Below are 23,971 nucleotides of genomic sequence, written 5' to 3'. Positions count from 1 at the left end.
TTCGATATAAACCGGTGTCTGACACCATTTCCCGATCGAGGCGTTCGGGAAAAAGTGTCAGACACCAGCGCAGCTGAGTGCCGGCGGCCGGTGCATGGTGTCAGACATCCTCGCAGAGGGTGTCTGACACCGGTTTTCATGTGCGATCAGGACGCGGGAACTGCCACCCCGTTATCCGCCTGCGCGGGCGTGTCGCCGCTATTTTCCAGCCACCCGCCGCCCAGCGCGCGGTACAGGCCGACCAGCGCGGCCAGCTGGTTCTGCCGGGCCGCGATCAGGGAAACTCGTGCATTGTACAAATCCGTCTTGGCCGTCAGCACGCCCAGGTAATCGCCGGTGCCGCTGGAATACAACAGCTCGGCCAGTTCCAGGCGGCGCTGCTGGGCCGCCACGTCGCGCTGGCGCGCCGCCAGTTCGGTATCGTAGGTGCCGCGCGCAGCGAGACCGTCCGCCACCTCGCGGAACGCCGCCTGCACGGTCCGCCGGTACTGCGCCACGGCGATGTCGCGGGCGATGCGGGCGCTGTCCAGGCTGGCCTGGCGCGCGCCGCCGTCGAACAGCGGCAGCAGCACGCTGGGCGCGAACGACCACACGCCGGTGCCGGCCTCGAACAGCTGGCCCAGCGCGGCGCTGGCGGTGCCGGCGCTGGCCGTCAGCCCGATGTTCGGGAAGAACGCGGCGCGGGCCGCGCCGATGTTGGCATATTCGGCGCGCAGCAGGGCTTCGGCCTGCTGCACGTCCGGCCGGCGCAGCAGCAGCTCGGACGGCAGGCCGGCCGGGATGGCGGGGAATTGCGCGGCCAGTATCGGCTGCCTGTCGAGCGGCGTGTCCGGCGCGGTGGCCGGCGGCAGCGGCTGGCCGAGCAGCAGCACCAGCGCGTTTTCCGCCTGGGCGCGCAGCCGCTGCTGGGCGGCATGGTTGGCGGCCGCCTGTTCGACGTTGCCGCGCGCCAGCGTCTCATCGAGCTCGGAAACGGTGCCCGTATCGAACTGCAGTTTGACGATGCGGTACGACTCGCGCGCCGCCGCCAGCGTTTCGTCCGTCACGGCCAGCTGCTCGCCATAGGCCAGCATCGCCAGGTACTGTTCGGCCACCTGGGCCACCAGCAGGATGTGCGCGGCCTGGCGGCCATGGGCGCTGGCCAGGTACTGTTCGCGTGCCGCATCCGTCAGGCTTTGCAGGCGGCCGAACAGGTCGATCTCCCAGCTGGCCGCGAGACCGGCGAAATTGCTGCGCGTGGTGGCGCCGCCGGCGCTCCTGCCGCGCGTGCCGGAAGCTTCGACGCCCACCTGGGGCAGGGCGGCGCTGCGCTGCAGTTGCAGCGCCGTACGGGCCTGGGATACCCGCAGCAATGCAACCTGCAGGTCCTGGTTGTTGGCCAGCGCGATGCCGACCAGCTGGCGCAGGCGCGCATCGGCGAGGAAATCCTGCCAGCCGGTGTCGGCTGCCGGCGTGGTACCGGGCGCGTCCGGGACGGCATAGGCCGGCCCGGCGGGCCAGGCCGCCGGCGCCGCATCGGCGGGACGTTCGTAGGCCGGCTGCAGTGCGCAGCCGGAAGCCAGCGCGGCCAGGGAGACGATGGAGACGGCGGAAACAAGGCGCTTCATCAGTGGACCTCCTGGCCGGCGATGGCGGCGGCCGGCTTGGGCGCGCGCCGGCGTTCCCTGATCTTGCCGGCAATGAGCACGAAGAACAGCGGGATCAGGAACGTGGCGAGGAAGGTGGCCGTCAGCATGCCGCCAATCACGCCGATGCCCAGCGCGTTCTGGCTGGCGGCGCCGGCGCCGGTGGCGATCGCCAGCGGCAGCACGCCCAGCACGAAGGCCATCGACGTCATCAGGATCGGCCGCAGGCGCAGCTTGGCCGCTTCCATCGCGGCGTCCAGCACGTTCCGGCCTTCGAGCTGCAGTTCGCGGGCGAATTCCACGATCAGGATCGCGTTCTTGGCCGACAGGCCGATCGTCGTCAGCAGGCCGACCTGGAAGAACACGTCGTTCTCCAGGCCGAACAGCGTGGCCGCGGCCAGCGCGCCCAGCACGCCGATCGGCACCACCATGATCACCGACACGGGGATGGCCCAGCTTTCATACAGCGCGGCCAGGCACAGGAACACCACCAGGATCGACAGCCCGTACAGCAGCGGTGCCTGGGCACCGGCCTGCGATTCCTGCAGCGAGATGCCGCTCCATTCGTAGCCGATGCCCTCGGGCAGTTCGCCCATCAGGCGGTCGATGATCTCCATCGCCCCGCCGGTGCTGTGGCCGGGCGCGGGCTGGCCCAGGATCTCCGCCGACGAAATGCCGTTGTAGCGCTGCACGGCCGGCGCTCCCCATGTCCAGCGGGCGCTGGCGAACGCCGGGAACGGCACCATCGTGCCCGCTCCGTTGCGCACGTGCAGGTAGCGGATGTCGTCCGGGTTCATGCGGAACTGCGCATCGGCCATCACGTACACGCGCTTGATGCGGTTGTCGGTGTCGAGGAAGTTGTTGATGTAGCGCGAGCCCCAGGCCGTCGAGAAGGTCTGGTCCACGTCCGTCAGGTTCACGCCCAGCGCGGCCGCCTTCTCGCGGTCGATGTCGATCTTGTAGGTGGCGTTGTCGGCCTGCCCCGTGAAGCGCACCCGGGCCAGGGCCGGTTCCTTCTTCGCCAGTTCCAGCAGCTGGTCGCGCGCCTTGGCCAGCGCTTCGTGGCCGAGGCCGCCGCGGTCCTGCAGCTGCAGCGAGAAGCCGGTGGCCGAACCCAGGCCGCGGATCGGCGGCGGCTCCACCGCGTTGACCTGCGCGCCCTGGAAATCGGCATAGCGCGCCGAGATGCGGGCACTCAGCGCCGCCACGGAAAGGTCGTCGCTGGTGCGCTCGTCCCACGGTTTCAGCCGCACGAACAGGCGGCCCTGGTTCTGGCCGCGGTTCGGCTGGCTGGCGCCGATCGTGGCGAAGGTGGAATCGACCATCGCCTTTTCATCGTTCAGCAGGTACTGGTTGATTTCCTCCATCACCTTGCCGGTGGTTTCCAGCGTGCTGCCGGGCTGGGTCTGCACCTGCACGAACATGTAGCCCTGGTCCTCGCGCGGCAGGAAGCCGCCCGGCAGGCGCAGGAACAGCAGCGCGACGACGCCGATCAGCACCACGTACAGCGCCATCCACACGCCGCGCCGGCGCACGATGGCGGCCACGCCGCCCAGGTAGCGGTCGCGGCTCCGGTCGAACGACCGGTTGAACCAGCCGAAGAAGCCGCGCTTCTCGTGGTGGTCCGGGTCCGGGCGCTTCAGCATCGTCGCGCACAGCGCCGGCGTCAAGGTCAGCGCGATGAAGACCGACAGCAGCATCGACGCCACGACGGTCAGCGAAAATTCCCGGTAGATCGCGCCCACCGTGCCGCTGGAGAAGGCCACCGGCACGAACACGGCCGAGATCACCAGGGCCACGCCGACCAGCGCGCCGGTGATCTGGCTCATCGCCTTCTCGGTGGCCTCGTACGGCTCCAGGCCTTCCTCGTGCATCACGCGTTCGACGTTTTCCACCACCACGATGGCATCGTCGACCAGCAGGCCGATGGCCAGCACCAGGCCGAACATCGACAGCGTGTTGACCGTGAAGCCCAGTGCCGACATGATGCCGAAGGTACCCAGCAGCACCACCGGCACCGTGATCGACGGGATCAGGGTGGCGCGGAAGTTCTGCAGGAACAGGTACATGACGAGGAACACCAGCGCGATGCCTTCGAGCAGCGTGACGACCACTTCGTGGATCGACACTTCGATGAACGGCGTCACGTCGTTCGGGTAGACCACCTTCAGGCCGTGCGGGAAGAAGGCGGAGAGCTCGACGAGGCGGGCGCGCACGGCGTCGGCCGTGGTCAGCGCGTTGGCGCCCGGCGCCAGCTGGATGCCGATGCCGGAAGCGGACTTGCCGCTGTAGCGCACGTCGACATTGTAGTTTTCCGGACCCAGGGCCACGCGCGCCACGTCGCCGATCCGCACCGACGAGCCGTCCGGCTGCACCTTCAGCAGGATGCGGCGGAATTCGTCGGGCGTGCGCAGCAGGCTGGCCTGGTTGATCGTGGCGGACAGCGTCTGGCCGGCCACGGCGGGCGAACCGCCCAGCTGGCCGCCGGAAATCTGCACGTTCTGCGCCTGGATCGCGCGGTTCACGTCCAGCGGCGTCAGCGCGAAGCCGGTCAGCTTGACGGGATCGAGCCAGATGCGCATCGCATACTGGGTGCCGAACACGTTCAGGCTGCCCACGCCGGGAATGCGCGACAGCGGGTCCTGGATGTTCGACGCCACGTAGTTGGCGATGTCGAACTTGGTCATGCTGTTGTCTTCGGAAACGAAGGCCGCCACCATCAGGAAGTCGCTGGTCGACTTGGTCACGCGCAGGCCCGACTGCTGTACCTCGGACGGCAGGCGCGGTTCGGCCGAGCGCAGCTTGTTCTGCACCTGCACCTGGGCGATGTCGGGGTCGGTGCCCGGCGCGAAAGTCAGCGTGGTGGTCGACTGGCCCGTGTCGTCGGTAGTCGACGTCATGTACAGCAGGTTGTCGATCGCCGTCATCTGCTGCTCGATCACCTGCACCACGGTATTGGCCATGGTTTCTGCGGAAGCGCCGGGGAAGGTCGCCTGGATCTGCACGGACGGGGGCGAGACCGGCGGATACTGCTCGACCGGCATCTTGAACAGCGCGATGCCGCCGGCCAGCATGATCAGCAGGGAAATGACGATCGCGAAGATGGGCCGCTGGATGAAGAATTTAGCCATGCGTCGTCACCCTCAGCGTGCCGCGGGCGCGGCGGGGCCGGGCGCGGTGGCAAGCTTCGACGGGGCCACGGTGCGCGGCGTGACCACGACCCCCGGCCGCAGCTTCTGCACGCCGCTGACGACCAGGCGTTCGCCATCCTTCAGCCCATGCTCCACCAGCCAGTGGCCGTCCACCAGCGCGCCCGCCTGCACGGTGCGCACTTCCGTCTTGTTGCCGGCGCCGACCAGCATCACGGTGGCTTCGCCCTGCGGATTGCGCGTCACGGCCGCCGCGGGCACGCGCACCACGCCCTGCCGCACGCCCTGTTCCACGCTGGCGCGCACGAACATGCCGGGCAGCAGCAGCTTTTCCGGATTCGGGAAACGCGCGCGCAGCGTGACGGAACCGGTATCCCGGTCGACGGTCACGCCGCTGATCTCGAGCGTGCCGGGGTGTGCGTAGGTGCTGCCGTCTTCCAGCTTCAGGCGCACCTGCGCCTTGCCGGCGCCTTCCAGTTTCAGGCTGCCGCTGGCGATGTCGCGCCGCAGCGCCAGGCCCTCGGCGCTCGACTGCTGCAGGTCGACGTACATCGGATCGAGCTGCTGGATCGTCGTCAGCAGCGTGGCCGAACCGGCCTGCACGTAGGCGCCCTGGGTCACCTGCGACACGCTGCTGCGGCCGGCGATCGGCGCGCTGACGCTGGTGTAGCCGAGGTTGATGCGCGCCGTGGTGAGGGCCGCTTCGGCCGCCGCCACGTCGGCCGCGGCCTGCAACTGCGCCGCTTCGGCGTTGTCGTAGGCCTGCTTGCTGACGGCATTGCCGCCGACCAGCACCTTGTAGCGGTCCAGCTGCGCGGTCGTGCTGGCCAGGTTTGCCCTGGCCCGCTGCAGCGTGGCCTGGGCGCTTCCCAGCGCCGCGCGGTACGGCGCCGGATCGATCACGTACAGCGGGTCACCCTTGCGCACGTCGGCACCCTCGACGAAGCGGCGCTCCTGCACGATGCCGTCGACCCGCGCGCGTACCTCGGCCAGCAGGAACGGCGCCGTGCGGCCGGGCAGTTCGAGGGCGAGCGGCACGCTGGTGCGCTCGACGGTGAGGGCGGAAACGACGGGGGCGGCGGCTTCGGCTTTCGGCGGCTGGTCGGCGCCGCAGCCGGACAGGGCGAGCGCGGCGGCGCCTGCGGCAGCCAGGCCCGCGCGGCGCGGGCGGAAGGAAAAGGGCATGATGGTCCAGGTGACAAGGGTTAACGATGGAATCCTCGAACCTCGCACTATGCCGCTTGACGGCTAAAGGCGGAATGGCCGAATCATTAATTATCGTTAATCTGCGCGCTCGGCGTCGCCACTGCCGTCACGGCATCCTGCGCCGGCTGTCGTCCTGGCCCAGCACGCGGGCAATCACGTCATCGGAGAGTGCTTCGCGGCGCAGGATCTCTTCGGCCCGGCCGGCAAGCTGCCGCCCGTTCAGCGCGATGGCGACCTGCACCAGCGCCGCGCGCACCACGTCATGGCGCCGGCCGGTGGTCTGGTAGAACGGGGTAGCTTTCGGCGATCCGGGCACCGGCCCGGTATCCGGATCGGGGCTGCGCGATGGCGCCGTCATCGACGCGCGGATGGCGTCCGTCGTCAGCGTGCGCGCGATCAGCTCTTCGGCGACATGGGCGGAGCGGAGGTAGTCCTTTGCCGCGTCCATGCCGCGCAGCTTGCGCAGGACCAGCGCGATATCGATCGCGCGGGCCGTCGCCTCGTCCTGGCGTGAATCTCTCATTTCCCGATCTCCCACGTGGTGAGCGTTGGCGTAGCGGTACTGAGGCAGGGTAATCATATTGCTCGACGTTGCAAAGTATTTCCTTGCATGCCCCGAGGGCACGAACTGCCGAGGCCAGTGCCGCTGTTGCGAAATCGTCACATTGTGTTGATTCTTTCTGGTTGACGGGCGGGGGCTGCGGGCACCGCGCCGGATTCGGCTTGGTTTGTCGTGCGCGCCTTCCGGGCGGTTCTACCCCTGCCAGACCGACCGGTCGTGCGTTTTGGTCCGTCGAGCGATATGCATTCGGATATCGAAAACCGCAAAAATTTGATTGGATCGGTAATTTCCACCTTACTAAGATGAATTCGCTGGACCATGAAAACGTTGCCCAAGCAACGTGCACAAAACAAGTAAAACAAGGAGACGCAGCATGAATACCATCGGAACCAGTACGGGCCGCCCATCCCGTAACCTGAAAGTGAAAATGTCGGTCGCCGTGCTGATGGGCGCCGGCCTGCTCAGCAGCGCCTCGGCATGGGCGCAAGCGGCCGCCGAAAACACCACACCCGCTGAAAACACCGCACCCGCTGAAAACACCGCACCAGTTGAGACCCCAACCGTGGTCGTCACGGGCGTCAAGGCATCGCTGATCAAGAGCCTGGCAATCAAGCGCACCAGCGACCAGGTCGTGGAGTCGGTCATTGCCGAAGACATTGGCAAGCTGCCCGATAACAATGTCGTGGAAGCGCTGCAGCGCGTGACGGGGATCCAGGTCACCGACCGCGCCGGCGGCGAAGTCGGCACCATCTCCATCCGTGGCCTGCCGGACGTCCAGACCACCTGGAACGGCCGCAATATCTTTACCGCGTCCGGCGCGCAGGTCGCGCTGCAGGACATTCCCTCGACCCTGGTGCGCCAGATCGACGTCTACAAGACGCGCGACGCCAGCCAGCTGGAAACCGGCATTGCCGGCCAGATCGACGTCAAGTCGCTGCGGCCGTTCGATTTCAAGGGTCCGAAGGTGTCGCTTTCGGGCCGTGGAACTTATCTCGACCCCGCGGAAAAGACCAACCCGCAGCTCAGCGGCATGTTGAGCAACCGCTGGCAAACCGGCTTCGGCGAAGTCGGTGCCCTGGTCAACCTGTCGGAGACCAGGACGAAATACCGCAACGAGAGCGTGGCGCCGGGTGCCATGGTGCCGTTTGTCAGCGCGAATCCCGCCGAAATTCCAGCCGGTTACACGCCCTTGCAGCGCATCACCGACACCAGCATCTGGACGCCCGGTACCCGTACCGGCTTGCCGACCGCGGCGGGTTCGACGCTCGATTTCAACGGCAAGGCGTATCCGTATTATCTGTCGCGCGACGCCATCTTCCAGGCCGACCTCCAGGGCGAGCGGAAGCGCTCTTCCGCCAATATCGCCTTGCAGTGGAAACCGAACAGCAGTTCGGTCTATACCTTCGAATCGATGTACAACGGCTATCGCAACAAGACCTTCAACCAGTTGCTGTTCAGCTTCGTCGACTGGTGGGGAGATCTCGGCAACGACCCCGCCGGGTCGTTTACCACGTTCCCGGGAACGAACATCATCAAGAGTCGTACGGTCGGTAACGTCTATGGCTTCAACAGCGGCGACTACACCACGTCGGCAACCGATTCCCGCGTTTATGCCCTGAACGGCAAGTGGGACCTTGGCGACAGGCTCAGGCTGGAAGGTGACGTTTCGTACCAGTCCAGCACCTTCCACACGGAATTCACCGCCACCCGGATGGATCGCGTTGCACCATCCATCAGCGTCGACTTCAATGACGGCAGCGACAACACGTCGTTCCACTTCAATAACGATGCCGATCTGATCGATCCGACCAAGTGGAATGTCGCGCAGTTCTTCGATAACGCCAACCGCAACAAGGGCAGCGCCGCGACGGCCAACCTGACGGGCGTCTACGATGCCGACTGGGGGGCGCTGAAGACGCTCCACTTCGGCATGCGCTTCGACGACCGCAAGGCGTCGGAGGCCAACCGCACGCAGTCGGCCTTCCTGGGCCGCAACCTCGCCTCGCTGGATTCGGCCTATTACTCCACCAACTCGAACTTCGGCACGGACTTCGCGGACGTTCCGCGTACCTGGCTGGAGCCCAATGCCTACTACATCCGCGACCATATCGACGAGTGGCGCAAGCTGTATAACTCGGTCGATGCGAACTTCCTGACGACGGAGCGGCTGAGCCTGCAGAAGACGTTCGAGGTCAATGAAAAGACGCGCAACTTCTTCCTGATGGGGAATACCGAGAACGAGCTGTTCGGCCATCGCCTGCGCGGCAATTTCGGCGTGCGCTACGTCAGGGTCGGTACCGACATGACTGCCTACAAGGTCGATCCCACCACCAAGGCCGTCACGGCGTCCAGTGCCAGCAAGTCGGTCGGGAAGTTTCTGCCCAGCATGACCCTGATTTACGATCCCGCCAAGGACGTCGTAGTGCGCCTGAACTACGGTGAAACCCTGCGCCGCCCGAACTTCGGCGACCTCAATCCTGTCCTGCAACTCGGTGACGACATTTCGAATGTGGGTTATGGCTCGGGCAGCGGCGGCAATCCGGACCTTGAGCCGACGCGCTCCAAGAATCTCGATCTGACGGCCGAGTGGTATTTCCAGAAGGACAGCGCACTCTACGGCACGCTGTTCAAGCGCAAGATCGACGGCCTGATCGTGAACCTGGCGCGCAGGGTTCACGTCGATCCGGCGGACGACCCGTACCGCAACTCGACCACCGGCGGCAGCCACGCGAACGGCTATGACTACGTCATCAACTCGCCGGTCAACGCATCGAACGGCACGATCAAAGGCGCCGAGCTCGGCTTGATCTACTTCCCGAAGGGGCTGCCGAACCTGCTGGACGGCCTGGGCATCCAGGCCAGCTATACGCGACTCAGCTCTTCGCAGAACGTGCCTGAAGCCAATGCTGCCGGCGACATCGTCGCCCAGCTGAAGACACCGTTCTTCGGCGTCTCCGACAAGTCGTACAACGCCACGCTGGCTTACGAAAAGGGCCCCATCAGCGCGCGCCTGTCCCAGGTCTGGCGCTCCGGCTTCCTGGCCACCAACGAAGCGGCCTTGTTTGCGAATCCGATCGGTATCTGGCGTCATCCGGAGAAGAGCGTGGACATGCAGATCTCCTACAAGATCAGCGACAGCATGTCGGTCGATATCAGCGGCGTCAACCTGGGCAACGAAGTGCAGCAGGCGTACTACCACTTCGGCAACGCGGGTAACGCGCAGGTGAGCAATTTCGGTACGCTCCAGATCGGGCGTTCGGTCTCGGTTGGTTTACGCTGGAAAATGTAAGCCCCGACGGTCAAGCAGACTGCGCCAGCAAAAAAGGCGTTGCGGGTTATACCCGCAACGCCCTTTTTTTGAGGTTCAGTTCAGTGCTCGCCAGGAGCCTTTTACGTCAGAACCGGTACCGCAGCGTAGCCGATACGCTGCGCGGCGCCTGGTACGTGATCGCGTTGAAGGCGGAGAACATCGCGTAGTGCGTCTTGTCGAACGCGTTGTCGACGTTCAGCTGGGCCGACAGGCGGTCGTTGATGTCGTAGCGCGCCATCAGGTTGACCAGCGCGAACGAACCTTGCACGATCTGGCCGCTGGTATTGGCCGGGGCGGTCGGGTCGTTGGTCCACGTGCGGCTTTCCCAGTTCGCGCCGCCGCCGACCGTCAGCTTGCTCAGCTCGCCCGGGAAGCGGTAGGTGGTGAACACACGGAACGTCTTGCGCGGGTAGATGCTGTTGAACTCCAGGCCGGCGGCATCCTCGGCCTTGAAGTACGCATAGCCGGCGGTGGCGTTCCAGCCGCGTGCCAGTTCGCCCGACACTTCGGCTTCGAAGCCCTTGCTGACCGCGCCATCGGCGGCACGGTAGTAGGTCTCCGGCAGCAGCGGACCGTCGCCGTCGCGGTCGATATTGCCCACTTCCACGCCCAGCTTGTCCTGCTTGATGCGGAATACCGAGAACTGCGCATTCAGGCGGTTGTCCAGGAACGCGCCCTTGATGCCCGTTTCATAGCTCTTGCCGACCACCGGATCGAGCAGGCCGCCATTGAAGTCTTTCAGGTTCTGCGGCTGGAAGATGTCGGTGTAGCTGGCGTAGGCCGACCAGTTGCGGTCGATGTCGTAGACCAGGCCGGCGTACGGCGTCACTTCGCGGTTCTTCTTGATCGTGTACGCGGCGGTCCACAGGCCGTAGCCGGTTTTCTCGTAATTGCTGACGCGCGCGCCGATGATCACTTTCAGCGGATCGGCCAGCGAGAAGCGCAGCACGCCGTACAGGCCTTCCTGCTTGGTTTCGCTGGCTTCGTAGAACGTGCGCGGACCCCAGCTCGGCTCCGGATAGGCGCCCGGATTGAAGTTGTTGAAGTCGCCGACGGCCGAATTCGCGTCGCCGTAGTCGGCGGCGCGGCTGTCCGAATTGAATTCCTGCTTCGAGTGCAGGTAGCCGAATGCCGCCTCGTGCTGGCGGCCGCCCAGCGCGAACGGGCCGCTGGCGTGCAGGCTGATGTCGTCCTGCTTCGAGCGGGTGGCGTACGAGCCGGAGAAGGCGGACAGGCCCACGCCCGTCACGCGGTCGGGAACGCCCGACAGGTACAGCAGGTAGGAATTGCCCCGGCGTTCGCCGCGGCTGTACGAACCGCGCACTTGCCAGCCGTTGGCGAAGTTGTGTTCCAGGTTGACGAAGGCGTTGTTGTAGCTGCTGGCCCACGAGGTCCAGTCGGCGGCCGTGGTCTTCGAACGGTCCCAGTTGGTCGGCGTGCCGTCGGTGTAGTAGAACGGCAGGCCGCCCCACATCGAGCCTTTCGGATCGGTTTCCTGGCGGCTGAAGCCGGCCGACAGCAGCGTGCCCGGTGCGAGGTCCGCCTCGACGGTCGCGAACACCGTCTTGTCCTTGTTTTCCAGGTAGTCGACCCAGCTGTCCGCCGTGCGGTACTCGCCGACCACGCGGGCGCGCACGCTGCCGCTCTGGTTCAGGCCCGTGGACACGTCGACCAGGGCGCGGCGCTCGTTCCAGCGGCCGATCTCCACTTCGGCGGTGCCGGCCAGTTCCTTGCTGGTGGCGCGCTTGCGGATCAGGTTGATGGCGGCGGACGGATTGCCTGCGCCGGTCATCAGGCCGGTCGCGCCGCGCACCACTTCCACCCGTTCGTAGATGGCCAGGCTGCCCAGCGTTTCGCCGGCGCTCCACGACTGTTCCCAGGTGGTGGGAATGCCGTCGATCTGCAGGTTGGTGATGTCGAAGCCGCGCGCCGTGAAGCCGGCGCGGTGCGTTTCGTACTGGTTCACCGAGACGCCGGTGGCGTTGTTGACCACATCGGTGATCGTCGCCAGGCCCTGGTCTTCGATGCGTTCGCGGGTGATCACGGAAACCGCCTGCGGCGTCTCGCGGATCGACAGGCCCAGCGGCGTGGCGGTACCCGTCACGCGGATCGTGTAGCCGGTATCGCTTTCCTTCTGCGCCTGCACTTCCACGGTCGGCATCACGGGTTGCGACTGCTCGGCAACCTGGGCGAGGGCGGCCAGCGGCATGGCGAGGCCGGCATACAGGGGCAGGCGAGCCAGTCGGCGGCGCGGGCCGCCCGATTTGTTCTTCTTCATTTGTTGTCCAGTTTGCGGTGCGTGCCGCGCATGACGACGACGCGCACCAGCGGTCATTTACCAAGGAACGAGAATGATAACGATTCTCATTCTTATGTCAATGTAAACAATATAACTGGACAACAATTAAGTCGGGTCACCCCAGCTTCGTCCACCGCGACCCGCCCCGGTCGCTCTCCAGCACTGCATCGATGAATCGCATCCCCGCCACGCCATCGTCGACGGTCGGCAGGTCGGCGGTCTCCGCCGGCAGCGGCAGGCCGGCATCCACGGCGTGGATCCGCGCGGCGGCGTCCCGGTACAGTTGCGCGAACGCTTCCAGGTAACCCTCCGGATGGCCGGACGGCACGCGTGTCGCATGTTCGGCGGCGGCACCGCGCACGCGGCCGCGGGTGAGCCGCTGGGCGCTGCCGCCCAGTGGCGTCAGCCACAGCTCGTTCGGGTTTTCCTGGTGGAATTCCAGGCTGGCCTTCGCACCGAATACCCGCAGCTTCAGCGCGTTCTCGCAGCCGGTCGCCATCTGGCTCGACCACAGCATGCCGCGCGCGCCGTTCGGGTAGCGCAGCATCACCTGTACATGGTCGTCCAGCACGCGGTCCGGCGTGAACGAGTGCAGTTCGGCCAGCAATTCGTTCGGCTGCATGCCGGATACAAACCCGGCGAGCTGGAACGCGTGCGTGCCGATGTCGCTGGTGCACCCGGTGGGCCCGGCGCGTTCCGGATCGTTGTGCCAGTTGGTGCGCTGGAATTCCGCGCTTTGCGGGCCTTCTTCGGCCATCCAGTCCTGGGCGTACTCCACGTGGATCAGCCGCACGTCGCCGATCGCGCCCGATGCCACCAGTTCGCGGGCATGGCGCACCATCGGGTACCCGGTGTACGTATGCGTCAGCGCGAAGACGCGGTTCTTCTCGCGCGCCAGCGCGGCCAGCGCCTCGCCTTCGGCGGTGGCGATGCCCAGCGGCTTGTCGCAGATGACGTGGATGCCTGCCTCCAGGAAGGCGGTGGCCACCGGCGCGTGCAGGTGATTCGGCGTGACGATGGCGACGACGTCGATGCCGTCCGGCCGCGCCGCTTCGGCACGCGCCATCTCGCGGTAGTCGGCGTAGCAGCGCGACGGGTCGAAGCGCAGCGCGGTGCCGCTGGCCAGCGCCCGTTCGGGGTTGCTGGACAGGGCGCCGGCCACCACTTCATAGCAGTCGTCGAGACGCGCCGCGATGCGGTGCACGGCGCCGATGAAGGCGCCGTCGCCACCGCCCACCATGCCGAGGCGGAGCTTGCGGGGCAGTGGCGTTCCGGACCCCTTCGTGTTGATGATGCTCATGCCTGGATCCCCATCAGGGCGCGCACGGCGCCGCGGTCGGTGCCGCTGCCGGCGAAATCGTCGAAGGCCCGTTCGGCCACGCGGATGATATGGCGGCGGATGAACTCCGCGCCTTCGCGCGCGCCATCCTCCGGGTGCTTCAGGCAGCACTCCCATTCCAGCACGGCCCAGCCGGCATAGTCGTACTGCGCGAGCTTGGAGAAGATGCCCGTGAAATCGATCTGGCCATCGCCCAGCGAGCGGAAGCGGCCGGCGCGGTCCACCCAGCCGCCGTAGCCGCCGTAGACGCCTTGCCGGCCGTCGGGCCGGAACTCCGCATCCTTCACGTGGAAAGCCTTGATGCGCTCATGGTAGATGTCGATGAACGCCAGGTAATCGAGCTGCTGCAGCATGAAGTGGCTCGGGTCGTACAGGATGTTGGCGCGCGGATGGTTGCCGGTGGCGGCCAGGAAGCGTTCGAACGTCACGCCGTCGTGCAGGTCCTCGCCGGGGTGCAGCTCGTAGCACACGTCTACGCCCGCATCGTCGAACACGTCGAGGATCGGCTTCCACCGTTTCGCCAGCTCGCCGAACGCTTCCTCGACCAGGCCGGCCGGGCGCTGCGGCCACGGGTACAGGTAGGGCCAGGCGAGGGCGCCGGAAAAGCTCGCGTGCGTGGTCAGCCCGAGGCGCCGCGACGCCTGCGCCGCCGCCTTCACCTGGCCCACGGCCCATTCCTGCCGCGCCTGCGGATTGCCGCGCACGTGCGGTGCCGCGAAGCCGTCGAACAGCGCGTCATAGGCGGGATGCACCGCCACCAGCTGCCCCTGCAGGTGCGTGGACAGCTCGGTGATCTTCAGCCCGTGCTCGGCCAGCACGCCGGTGATCTCGTCGCAGTAGGTCTGGCTGCCGGCGGCCTTGTCCAGGTCGATCAGGCGCGGGTCGGTGGGCAGCTGCACGGCTTCGTAGCCGAGTCCCTTGGCCCAGCCGGCCAGGCCGGCCAGCGTGTCGAACGGCGCTTCGGCGCCCATGAACTGGGCGAGGAAGATCGCCGGTCCCTTGATGGTCTTCATGCTGTTCCTTGAAATGAAAAAGTGTCGGTGCGCCGAATCGCTTCAGTACGGGGAATTCGGGTAATAGAACTGGCTGGCGTTGGCGCGCGTGATCAGCACCGACGGAATGATCGTCTTGGCCGGCAGCGTCTCGCCCTTCAGGCGGGCGTTGGCGGTCATCTTGATCGCGTCGTAGATGAACTTCGGCGAGTACGACACGTTCGCCTGGATCAGCCGGTCGCCGTCGATCACCTTCTTGACGGCGAACTTGGCGCCCGCGCCCCCGAACACTTCCTTGATGTCGGTGCGCCTGGCCTGTTCGATCGCCTTCAGCGCGCCGATCGCCATGTCGTCGTCGGCCGCCCACACGGCATCGATCGCCTTGAAGCGGGTCAGGTAGTCCTGCGTGACCTTGAACGCATCGTCGCGGTTCCAGTTGCCGTACTTGGCGTCGAGCACCTTGATGCCGGGATGCTTGGCGATTTCCGCGTTAAAGGCATTCACGCGCTCGTTGTCGATCGTGCTGGGCATGCCGCGCAACACGACGATATTGCCCTTGCCGTTCAGTTTTTTCGCCAGGTACTCGGCCGGCAGGCGGCCGAAGGCCGTGTTGTCGCCGGCCACGTAGGCATTCTGCGCGTTCGGGCTGGTGAGGCCGCGGTCGACCACCGTCACGTACACGCCCTTGCTTTTCACCTGCGCCACGGGCTGCGTCAGCGAGGCCGACTCCAGCGGCAGGATCACCAGCGCATTGATCTTGTTCACGACGAGCAGATCCTGCACCTGGTTGGCCTGTTCCGGCGAGCTGCCGGCCGTCTTGACGATGACCTTCAGGCCGGGGTTGGCCGCTTCCAGTTCCTTCTTGGCCTGGTTGGCCCACCACACGATGCCGCCGGTGAAGCCGTGCGTGGCGGTGGGGATCGCCACGCCGAGCGTGACGGGTTGCGCTGTCACGGGTTGGGCTGCAATGACTTGGCCGGCACTGGCCAGCAGGCAGGCGGCGGCGATCTTGTTGATGAAGTGCATACGTTTTTCCTTGTAAAGACTTAGCGGCGGCCACGCTGCAGGTAGGCCACGGTGATGATGACGACACCCTGCACGGCGGCGTTCAGGTACACGCTGATGATGCTGGTGAGGTTCAGGATATTGCCGATCACGGACAGCAGGATCGCGCCGATCACGGTGCCCATGATGCGACCCGAGCCGCCTTTCAGCGACGTGCCGCCGACGACGACGGCCGCAATCGCCTCCAGCTCCCACAGGATGCCGGTGGTCGGCGTGGCCGAGCCCAGGCGGGGCACGTACAGGATCGTGGCGATCGCCACGCACACGCCCAGCAGCAGGTACGTCAGCGTCTTGACGCGGTCGACGCGGATCGATGCATAGCGGGCCACCTGTTCGTTCGAGCCGATCGCCTGCACGTGCTGGCCGAAAGGCGTGCGGTTCAGGATGACGACGCCGGCGATGGCCACCAGCGCGAAGATCCACACGGGGATCGGCACGCCCAGCACGCTCTGGTAGTACACCGGACCGTAGGTTTCGGACAGGTTGAAGTCGAGCGTGATGGCGCCGCCGTCGGACAGCCACGTGAGCACGGCGCGGAAGATGCCCAGTGTGCCCAGCGTGACGATGAACGGCTCGATGCGCCCGTGCGTGACGAGGAAGCCGTGCGCCAGCCCGGCGACGGCGCCGAAGGCCAGCGCCAGTGCGATGCCGATCACCACGATCGCCACCGGGGAGGGTGGCGACGCGCCCAGTGCCAGGGCGTTCATCGCGACGATCATCACGCCGGCGACCAGCGCGGCCATCGAGCCGACCGACAGGTCGATGCCGCCGGAAGCGATGACGAACGTCATGCCGACGGCGATGATGCCGATGAAGGCGGTGCGGGTCAGCACGTTCATCAGGTTGTCGAACGTGGCGAAGCCGGGATTCAGGAGTGCGCCGGCGATGCACAGCAGGATCAGTGCAATCACGGGGCCGGCGCCCTTGAATCTGCCGGACAGTCGCGCAACGGCAGGCAGGCCTGGGCCGCTTTCAGTGGTGGGTGTTGGTTGCATGGGAGATCAGGTTTTCTTCGGTGAGTTGGTCCGGGCCCAGCACGGCGTTCAGCCGGCCGCCGTGCAGCACGGCGACGCGGTGGCACAGGCCGATCAGTTCGATCAGTTCGGACGAGATGACGACCACGGCGCGCCCTTCGGCCGCCAGCCGGTGGATCAGCGCATAGATGTCGCGCTTGGCGCCCACGTCGACGCCGCGGGTCGGTTCGTCCAGCACGACGATCTTCGGGCCGGGCCGCAGGTATTTGGCGAGGGCCAGTTTCTGCTGGTTGCCGCCGGACAGCGAGCGGGCCGCGCAGTCCGGGTCGCGCAGCCGGATGCCGAAATCGGCGATCGCCTGGTCCAGCGCGGCGCGGCCCGCCTTCGGGTCGACCCAGGGGCGGGCGTCGCGCTCCAGCGTCATCATCGTCAGGTTTTCGCGCAGGTTCAGGTCCATGTGCAGGCCCTTGCCCTTGCGGTCCTCGCTCAGGTAAGTGAGGCCTTCGGCCATGGCGTCGCGCGGGCTGCGGATTTTCACGTTCCGGCCGGCGATGGCCACCGTGCCGGCGCTGCGCGGCCGCAGCCCGACGATGCTTTCAAACGCCTCGGTGCGGCCGGCACCGACCAGCCCGGCGAAGCCGAGGATTTCGCCGGCGCGCACGTCGAAGCTCAGGCCTTCGACCCAGCCCGGCACCGTGAGGCCGGAAACCCCCAGCAGCACCGGCGCGTTCGCGGCGGGCGGCGCCTTGGGCACGAACATGTCCGAGACGTCGCGGCCCACCATCAGGTTGGCCATCTGCTGGCGGTTGACGTCGGCCGTGTTGGCGCGCGCGACGAATTTGCCGTCGCGCATGACCACCACCTCGTCGGTATGCGCTTCCATCTCGTCGAGCTTGTGCGAGATATAGATGATCGTCACGCCTTCGGCCTTCAGCCGTGCCATCAGCGTGAACAGCTTGGCCGTTTCGCCGGGCGACAGCGTGGCGGTCGGTTCGTCCATGATCAGCAGGCGCGCGTTGCGCGACAGCGCCTTGGCGATTTCCACCAGCTGTTTTTCGGCGACGATCAGTTCCGATACGCGCGTGCCGGGATCGGCATCCAGGCCCACCTGTTCCAGGTAGCGGGCGGCGTCGCGCGCCATGGCCTGGTGGTCGAGCAGCCAGCCGCGCGTTTTTTCATGGCCCAGGAAGATGTTCTGCGCGATCGACAGGTGTTCGGCCAGGTTGAATTCCTGGTGGATCAGCGCGATGCCGAGCGCTTCGGCATCGCGGGCGCTGGCGAACCGGCGCTCCACGCCATCGACCACCAGCTGCCCGCCGGTCGGGTGCTCGTAGCCGGCCAGGATCTTCATCAGCGTCGACTTGCCGGCGCCGTTCTCGCCCAGCAGGCCGACCACGCGGCCCGCCTCCAGCGCGAAGTCGACGCCGTGCAGCACGCGCACCGGGCCGAATTCCTTGACGACGTGGCTGAAACGTACGGAAAGGCTCATCGCGTCACTTCGGCAGTTTCGCCAGCACGGCCTGCAGGCCCTTCAGCGACGCGGCCACCGTTTCCAGCTGGCCCATGCCGTTCGGGTACTCTTCCTGCTCGATGATGATCCAGTCGGTGCCGCCGACCTGGCGCACGGCGCGGGCCAGGCCGGCCCAGTCGGTCTTGTCCTGGCCGATGATCGGCGTGCCGGCCGCGCCTTCGGCCAGCTTGGCCTTGAAGTGCGTGGTGGTGGTGCGGCCCGGGTAGGCCTGCACGTAGGCGACGGGATCCTTGCCCGCATACGTGGTCCAGCCCACGTCCTGCTGCATGATCGAGGCCTTCGGCGTGTTCTTCGCGATCACGTCCCACGGCGTGCTGCCCACCGCGCCGGCGAATTCCTCGGCGTGGTTGTGATAGCCGATGCGCATGCCCTTGCCGGCCAGCTTGCCCGACAATGCCGTAAGCTGCTTGCTCATTTCTGCGCTGCCCGCGGTGGTCTTGCCACGTGCATCCATCGAGATGACCAGGTTCGAGCAGCCCAGCGTCTTGTAGAACGCCGTGGTGGCCTCGAACTTCGCGTCGGCCAGCGCATCGAAATGCATGTGGGCGCCCGCGCATTGCAGCTTGTTCTTGTCCAGGAACGCCTTCAGGCCGCCCGGGTTGTCCTTGTAGGGACCGAACTCGCCGGCGAACTCCACGCCCTGGAAGCCCAGTTTCCCGATCTTCGCCAGCGTGCCCTCGAAGTCCTGCTTGATCTCGTCCTTGACGGACCACAGCTGCACGCCGAGGCGCGGCTGCGCGGCCTGGGCCATCGCCACGTTGCCCAGTGTTGCTGCGGACAGCGCCATCAGCGCCGCCAGTTTCATCGTCTGCATCGTTTTCATCGTGTCTCCCTTGTTTGCATATCAGATGCGGCCGGCCTTCAGCTCGTCCACCGCGTAGGCGCAGGCGCGGACCGTCATCGCCATGAAGGTCAGCGACGGGTTCTGCCACGCGCAGGAAGCCATCGCGGCACCATCGGTGACGAACAGGTTCGGCACGTCGTGCGCCTGGTTGAAACCGTTCAGTACCGACGTCTTCGGGTCGCGGCCCATGCGCGCCGTGCCCATCTCGTGGATCGACAGGCCGGGCGGCCAGTCTTCCAGCGACTTGATGTGTTTCTCGATATCCTTCAGGCCCAGGTCCTCGAGGATGTTGGCGGCCGTGTCGGCGATATCCTGCTGCATCTTGCGGTCGTTGTCGGAATAGCTGCAGTCGATGTGCAGCTGGGGCATGCCCCATTTGTCCTTCTTCGTCGGATGCAGGCTCACCATGTTCTCGAAGCGGGGCAGCATCTCGCCCTGGCCGCCGAGGCCGAAACGCCAGCCCCCGGGCTTGCGGATCATCGCCTTGAAGTCCTTGCCGAAGCCGGGCTTGTAGGCCGCCGACGTCCAGCCTTCGCGGCCCGCGCCGCCGGACAGCGCATAGCCGCGCAGGAATTTCTCGTGTTTTTCCAGCACGTTGCGGAAACGCGGGATATACGGGCCGGTCGGCCGGCGGCCTTGGTAGTAATCGTTCTCGAAGCCCTCGACCCGGCCGCTGGCGCCGGCGCCGAACAGGTGGTCCATCAGGTAGTGGCCCAGCACGCCGGACGAATTGGCCAGCCCGTTCGGGAACGCTTCCGACGTGGAGTTCAGCAGGATCGCCGTCGAGGCCAGCGTCGATGCGCACAGCACCACGACCTTGGCGTGGAACTCGCGCATCTCCATCGTGTTGGCATCGATGATGCGCACGCCGGTGGCCCGGTTGGTCTTGGCATCGTAGATCACGCTGTGCACGATGCTGTCGGTGGCGATGCGCAGGCGGCCGGTGGCGACCGCCGGCGGCAGCGTCGAGCTTTGGGTGGAAAAATACGCGCCGAACGAGCAGCCGCGGTGGCACTGGCTGCGCGCCTGGCACTGGCCGCGGCCCTGGGCCAGCTGGTGCTCGCCCGGCGTGCGCAGGTTGGCGGTGCGGCCCATGATCATCCGCGCCGGCGCGTATTTCGCGTCGAATTTCTGTTTCAGGGCCAGTTCCACCGTGTTGAAGTCGAAGGCCGGCAGGAATTCGCTGTCCGGCAGCACGGCCAGGTTTTCCCGGCTGCCGCTGATGCCCACGTGCCGTTCCACGTGGCTGTACCACGGCGCCAGGTCGGCGTAGCGGATCGGCCAGTCCACGCCGTGGCCGTCCTTCAGGTTGGCCTCGAAATCCAGGTCGCTCCACCGGTACGACTGGCGCGCCCACATCAGCGACTTGCCGCCCAGCTGGTTGCCGCGGATCCAGCTGAAGGGCCGGCCGTCGGGCGTGGAGTAGGGCATGTCGCGGTCGTTGTTGAAGAACTGCTGCGTGTGTTCGTCGAACGCGTAGCACATCTTCTGGTGGAAGAACTGTTCCTCCGCCACCTTGGCATCGACCTTGCCGCGGTTCGGCATGGTCCACGGGTCCTTGTTTTCGCCAATGTAGTCGACGCCGTGTTCGACCGGCCGGCCGCGCTCGACCATCAGGGTCTTCAGGCCGCGTTCCGTGAGTTCCTTGGCGGCCCAGCCGCCGGTGATGCCCGAGCCGACGACGATCGCATCGAAGCGCTCCGGACTGGTCTTGATGTAGAACGACGAGACAGGTTCCATGTTTACAGTGCCCAGGTGCGGGTGGATCGGTTGACTTTGACGCTGCCGGTGAAGCCGCCGGGGAACGGCAGGTAGGCCAGTTCCTTCGAGGCGCCCGCTTCGGACGTGTAATAGGCGAATGCCACATAGCCTTTCAGCTGGCGGAAAAAGCCCTGGTCCGCGCCATTGAACGGCGCCGCGCCGTTGTCGATGGCCTGCAGCAGCGCCACCTGCCGGGCGTGCGACAAGGCGCCGAAGCGCTTGCCGCCCTTGGCCAGCGCCACTTGCTCGATCCGTGCCAGGCCGGCGCGGAAGGCCGCCTGGTCGGGCTCGCGCACGCACGCCTTCAGCAGGTGGTCGATGGTGCGGTGCGCACCCACGGCCAGCGCGCCCGGCGTATCCGTCTGCGGGATGATCAGTTCGGCCAGCACGCCCGTCAGCGCCAGTTCGTCGCGCGTCAGCAGCTCCGGCGCGCCGCGGGGGGGTGCCGCGACGGCGGCGAGGATGTCGCCGGACAGTGCCAGCCCGCACAGTGCGCCGATGCGCAGCAGGGCGGAACGGCGGGCAGGGTGGACCTGTGCGTCGGCGGCCTGTACAGGATCAGGATCGGCTCTCGATGCAGCGGGCTCGCGCGGCCCTTGTTCTCCACGGTTCATACGGGTCTCCTCCAAAAGACAACGATTTCAGACGGTGCTGCGTGGCCGCTTCAGCGGCTCTTTCGCAGTCACCGGGTCAGGCCGGGTTCGGGCGCGCCCGCCGCACGCTGGTGCCCCGGCCGGCCAGCGACAGTTGATACTGTTTCGGCGTGATGCCGACCACCGTGCGGAACTGCTTGGTGAAATAGCTCTGGCCGCCGAAGCCCGTTTCGGCCGCCACGCGGGCGATGTTGTTCACCTGCGGCAGCAGGCGGCAGGCTTCCTGCACCTTCAGGTGCAGGATGTACTGCTTCGGCGTCAGCGAGAAATGCTGCTTGAACTTGCGTTCGAACGTCGACAGCGACATGCACGACAGCCGGGCCAGGTGCTCGATGCTGATGTTTTCCATCAGGTGGCACTGCAGGTACTCGATGCTGGCGCGGAATTCATGGAACGGCGCGATGACGTCCTGCGAACGCTTGACGTCGCGCGAAAAGCCTTCGATGCCGACGATCTCGCCATGGCGGTCGCGGATCGGCGCCTTCGTGGTGAACAGCCAGGTCAGCTCGCCGCTGGCGCTGCCCAGCACTTCCAGCTTGTTCTTCACGGTGACGCCGCGCTCCATCACGGACAGGTCGTCGGCGCGGATGCGGTCGGCGATATCGCGCCGGAAGAAATCGTGGTCGGTCCTGCCGAGGATATCGTTGACGTCGGCAAGGTCGTGCTGCTCCTGCAGCAGCCGGTTGCCCCACACGAACTGGCCCGCGCGGTTCTTGGCGAAGTAATACATGTCGGCCAGCGTGTCGAACAGCGCGCTGGGCTTGGAGATGCCGTGGGCGCTGAAAAAACCGGCGCATTCGGCCTGCGCGGCGGCGCCGGCGCGGGCCTTCGCCGTGGATTGCGCGCCAGGCTGGATGCCGGGCTGCGGGCGCTCGTCGAGCGTCCCCTGGGATACCACTACTCCCCTGCCAATGACCGTGGTGCTCATCGTGGCTGTCTCCGTTTTGTTATGTCCGGATAGTAGCATTCCGGTAATTTTCGGAGTGTCAGAAAATCGGACAAATTTATAACGAATTCGGCGCCGCTTGCGGGAAAGAAGCGGCGCTCAGGAGCCCGTGGCGGCGCCCGGGGAGCGCGCTGCGCTGCCAGCGCCGCGCTCGAAAAGTGCCGCCACGTCCTCGAACGGCTGAGGTCTGCCGTACAGCCATCCCTGTGCGTACTGGACGCCGCGGGCACGCAGGTAGTCGGCCTGCGCGGGCGTTTCCACGCCTTCGGCGATCATCGCCAGGCGCATCGCGCCAGCCATCGCGATGATGTGGCTGACCACCTGGTTGGTCGGCGCCGTGGTGCCGATCGCCTCGATGAACGAGCGGTCGATCTTGAGTGCGTCGACCTGCAGCGATTCGAGGTACGACAGGCCGGCGTAACCGGTGCCGAAATCGTCGATCGCCACATGGATGCCGCGGGCGCGCAGCGCGCCGATGACCGTGCGCGCGGCCTCGATGTCGAGGATGCCCCGTTCGGTGATCTCGACCACCAGGTTGGTGGCGGTGATGGCCCCGCGCGCCAGCATCGCGTCGAACAGGCCGACGATGGGATCGGCCGCCAGGTCGGCCGCGGAGACGTTCACGGCCAGGTGGAATCCCGGGTGCGCCGCCAGGAAGTCCCCGGTATCCCGTTCGACCAGCTCGAGCACGCGCGCCGTCAGCGCCCCGATGGTGCCGGTCTGCTCGGCCAGGGGGATGAAGACGTCGGGGCCGACCAGTTCCCCCGTGTCCCTGCGCCAGCGCAACAGCGCCTCGGCGCCGGTGCAGCGGCCCGACTGCAGGTCCACGACGGGCTGGTACAGCATGAAGAATTCATGGTTGCGCAAGCCCCTGCGCAGGGCGGTGGTGAGCGACGTCTGCCGGCGCGCCAGCAGCAGCAACGCAGCGGCGATGGCGACGCCCGCTACTACGCCGGCCGGGACCAGGCGCAGCGCGACGGCATTGCGCAGTGCGGGGAGCTCCGACAGCGGCAGCGCGGCCACGCCGGCGGTCGGCAGCACCCGCGACCGGACCACCGCCACCAGGTAGCGGCCATCGGTGAACGTGACACTGCGCCGGCTTCCCAGCCGCTTTACCCATGCACGGTCGATGTAGCCGGCGGCCATGGTCACGGGTTCGTCCAGCCGCCGCTCCAGGTGCAGGGCGGCGAGCGACATGCCGGGGATCGCGGAGCCGGCATCGAGCGGCAGGTCGGTGTGGATCAGGGCTGCATAGCCGTCGCGTTCGATCGCCATCAGCGGCGAGCCGTCGTTGCCGTCGAGAGGCACGCTCGAGTAGATGCGCAGGCCATCCGAGGTGCGCAGGATGCGGCTGCCCAGCGGGATCGGCGTATCGCCCATCGACGAGCATCGCACGACGCCGTCGCGCACCTGGCCGATCGCCTGGATGTAGGTCGACGTCAGGTCGATGCGCCGCATGATCGCCCGCTGACCGGGCGTGCAGGGCCCGTCCGGAGAGCGCGCCAGCAGGGCAACGCCGGCCAGCGACTGGCGCACCATTTCGTCGGACCGGTGCAGTACGTCCTGGGCAAAGCGCGTGGCCAGGCTGGCCTGCGCGGCATAGGCGTGGCGTTCCGCTTCGCGCCACGCCAGCCATGGCGAAAGCGCCAGCGCGGCCAGCGCCGCCACTGCCGTGCAGGCGAACAGGAGGCGGTGCCGCATCGCGTTTTGTAAGT

General features: G+C 66.6%; 16 protein-coding genes. 1 reads left to right on the top strand and 15 read right to left on the bottom strand.

Annotation, left to right across the window (positions count from 1 at the left end; all coding sequences use genetic code 11):
* Positions 1 to 146: 146 nt before the first annotated feature.
* From FHS02_RS09450 to FHS02_RS09435, 4 genes are all read right to left on the bottom strand, one after another.
* The gene (locus FHS02_RS09450; RefSeq protein WP_137313191.1) at positions 147 to 1,607 is read right to left on the bottom strand and encodes an efflux transporter outer membrane subunit; all 1,461 of its coding nucleotides are present in this window, start codon (positions 1,605 to 1,607) and stop codon (positions 147 to 149) included.
* On the bottom strand, positions 1,607 to 4,756 hold the full coding sequence (locus tag FHS02_RS09445) for an efflux RND transporter permease subunit (protein WP_137313190.1): 3,150 nt from the start codon (positions 4,754 to 4,756) through the stop codon (positions 1,607 to 1,609). The genes FHS02_RS09450 and FHS02_RS09445 overlap by 1 nt, the downstream gene beginning before the upstream one ends.
* A 12-nt stretch (positions 4,757 to 4,768) precedes the next feature.
* On the bottom strand, positions 4,769 to 5,959 hold the full coding sequence (locus FHS02_RS09440; RefSeq protein ID WP_137313189.1) for an efflux RND transporter periplasmic adaptor subunit: 1,191 nt from the start codon (positions 5,957 to 5,959) through the stop codon (positions 4,769 to 4,771).
* Between the two features lie 127 nt (positions 5,960 to 6,086).
* Positions 6,087 to 6,503, bottom strand: coding sequence for a hypothetical protein (locus FHS02_RS09435; protein WP_137313188.1), 417 nt, complete (start codon positions 6,501 to 6,503; stop codon positions 6,087 to 6,089).
* A gap of 412 nt (positions 6,504 to 6,915) precedes the next feature.
* On the opposite strand from FHS02_RS09435, the gene FHS02_RS09430 reads away from it, so the two are divergent.
* On the top strand, positions 6,916 to 9,831 hold the full coding sequence (locus FHS02_RS09430; protein WP_183444251.1) for a TonB-dependent receptor: 2,916 nt from the start codon (positions 6,916 to 6,918) through the stop codon (positions 9,829 to 9,831).
* A gap of 106 nt (positions 9,832 to 9,937) precedes the next feature.
* On the opposite strand, the gene FHS02_RS09425 is transcribed toward FHS02_RS09430, so the two are convergent.
* From FHS02_RS09425 to FHS02_RS09375, 11 genes are all read right to left on the bottom strand, one after another.
* The gene (locus FHS02_RS09425) at positions 9,938 to 12,130 is read right to left on the bottom strand and encodes a TonB-dependent siderophore receptor (protein WP_137313187.1); all 2,193 of its coding nucleotides are present in this window, start codon (positions 12,128 to 12,130) and stop codon (positions 9,938 to 9,940) included.
* Positions 12,131 to 12,266: 136 nt separating this feature from the next.
* Positions 12,267 to 13,451, bottom strand: a complete 1,185-nt coding sequence (locus tag FHS02_RS09420; RefSeq protein WP_229422559.1) for a Gfo/Idh/MocA family protein — start codon at positions 13,449 to 13,451, stop codon at positions 12,267 to 12,269.
* The gene (locus FHS02_RS09415) at positions 13,448 to 14,503 is read right to left on the bottom strand and encodes a sugar phosphate isomerase/epimerase family protein (protein WP_137313186.1); all 1,056 of its coding nucleotides are present in this window, start codon (positions 14,501 to 14,503) and stop codon (positions 13,448 to 13,450) included. The genes FHS02_RS09420 and FHS02_RS09415 overlap by 4 nt, the downstream gene beginning before the upstream one ends.
* A 42-nt stretch (positions 14,504 to 14,545) precedes the next feature.
* Entirely contained in the window at positions 14,546 to 15,508 is a 963-nt protein-coding gene (locus FHS02_RS09410; RefSeq protein WP_137313185.1) for a substrate-binding domain-containing protein, read from the bottom strand.
* A gap of 20 nt (positions 15,509 to 15,528) precedes the next feature.
* The gene (locus FHS02_RS09405; protein ID WP_137313184.1) at positions 15,529 to 16,542 is read right to left on the bottom strand and encodes an ABC transporter permease; all 1,014 of its coding nucleotides are present in this window, start codon (positions 16,540 to 16,542) and stop codon (positions 15,529 to 15,531) included.
* Positions 16,520 to 18,010: a sugar ABC transporter ATP-binding protein gene (locus FHS02_RS09400; protein ID WP_137313183.1), complete on the bottom strand. Its 1,491-nt coding sequence runs from the start codon at positions 18,008 to 18,010 to the stop codon at positions 16,520 to 16,522. The genes FHS02_RS09405 and FHS02_RS09400 overlap by 23 nt, the downstream gene beginning before the upstream one ends.
* Before the next feature lie 4 nt (positions 18,011 to 18,014).
* Positions 18,015 to 18,875 (bottom strand): sugar phosphate isomerase/epimerase family protein, encoded by an 861-nt coding sequence (locus FHS02_RS09395; RefSeq protein WP_137313182.1) that lies wholly within the window; start codon positions 18,873 to 18,875, stop codon positions 18,015 to 18,017.
* A gap of 21 nt (positions 18,876 to 18,896) precedes the next feature.
* Positions 18,897 to 20,636 (bottom strand): GMC oxidoreductase, encoded by a 1,740-nt coding sequence (locus FHS02_RS09390; RefSeq protein WP_137313181.1) that lies wholly within the window; start codon positions 20,634 to 20,636, stop codon positions 18,897 to 18,899.
* A gap of 2 nt (positions 20,637 to 20,638) precedes the next feature.
* Positions 20,639 to 21,271 carry a gluconate 2-dehydrogenase subunit 3 family protein gene (locus tag FHS02_RS09385; RefSeq protein WP_137313180.1) on the bottom strand — a complete coding sequence of 211 codons (633 nt, stop codon included), beginning with the start codon at positions 21,269 to 21,271 and terminating at the stop codon, positions 20,639 to 20,641.
* A gap of 76 nt (positions 21,272 to 21,347) precedes the next feature.
* Positions 21,348 to 22,238, bottom strand: coding sequence for an AraC family transcriptional regulator (locus FHS02_RS09380; protein WP_137313179.1), 891 nt, complete (start codon positions 22,236 to 22,238; stop codon positions 21,348 to 21,350).
* Positions 22,239 to 22,355: 117 nt separating this feature from the next.
* Positions 22,356 to 23,957, bottom strand: coding sequence for an EAL domain-containing protein (locus tag FHS02_RS09375; RefSeq protein WP_137313178.1), 1,602 nt, complete (start codon positions 23,955 to 23,957; stop codon positions 22,356 to 22,358).
* Positions 23,958 to 23,971: the final 14 nt, after the last annotated feature.

This window comes from Pseudoduganella umbonata (genome assembly GCF_014192225.1).
Lineage (GTDB): Bacteria > Pseudomonadota > Gammaproteobacteria > Burkholderiales > Burkholderiaceae_D > Rugamonas > Rugamonas umbonata.
Note: the sequence above shows the minus strand (reverse complement) of the source record. Positions and strands in the feature narration are given on the sequence as shown.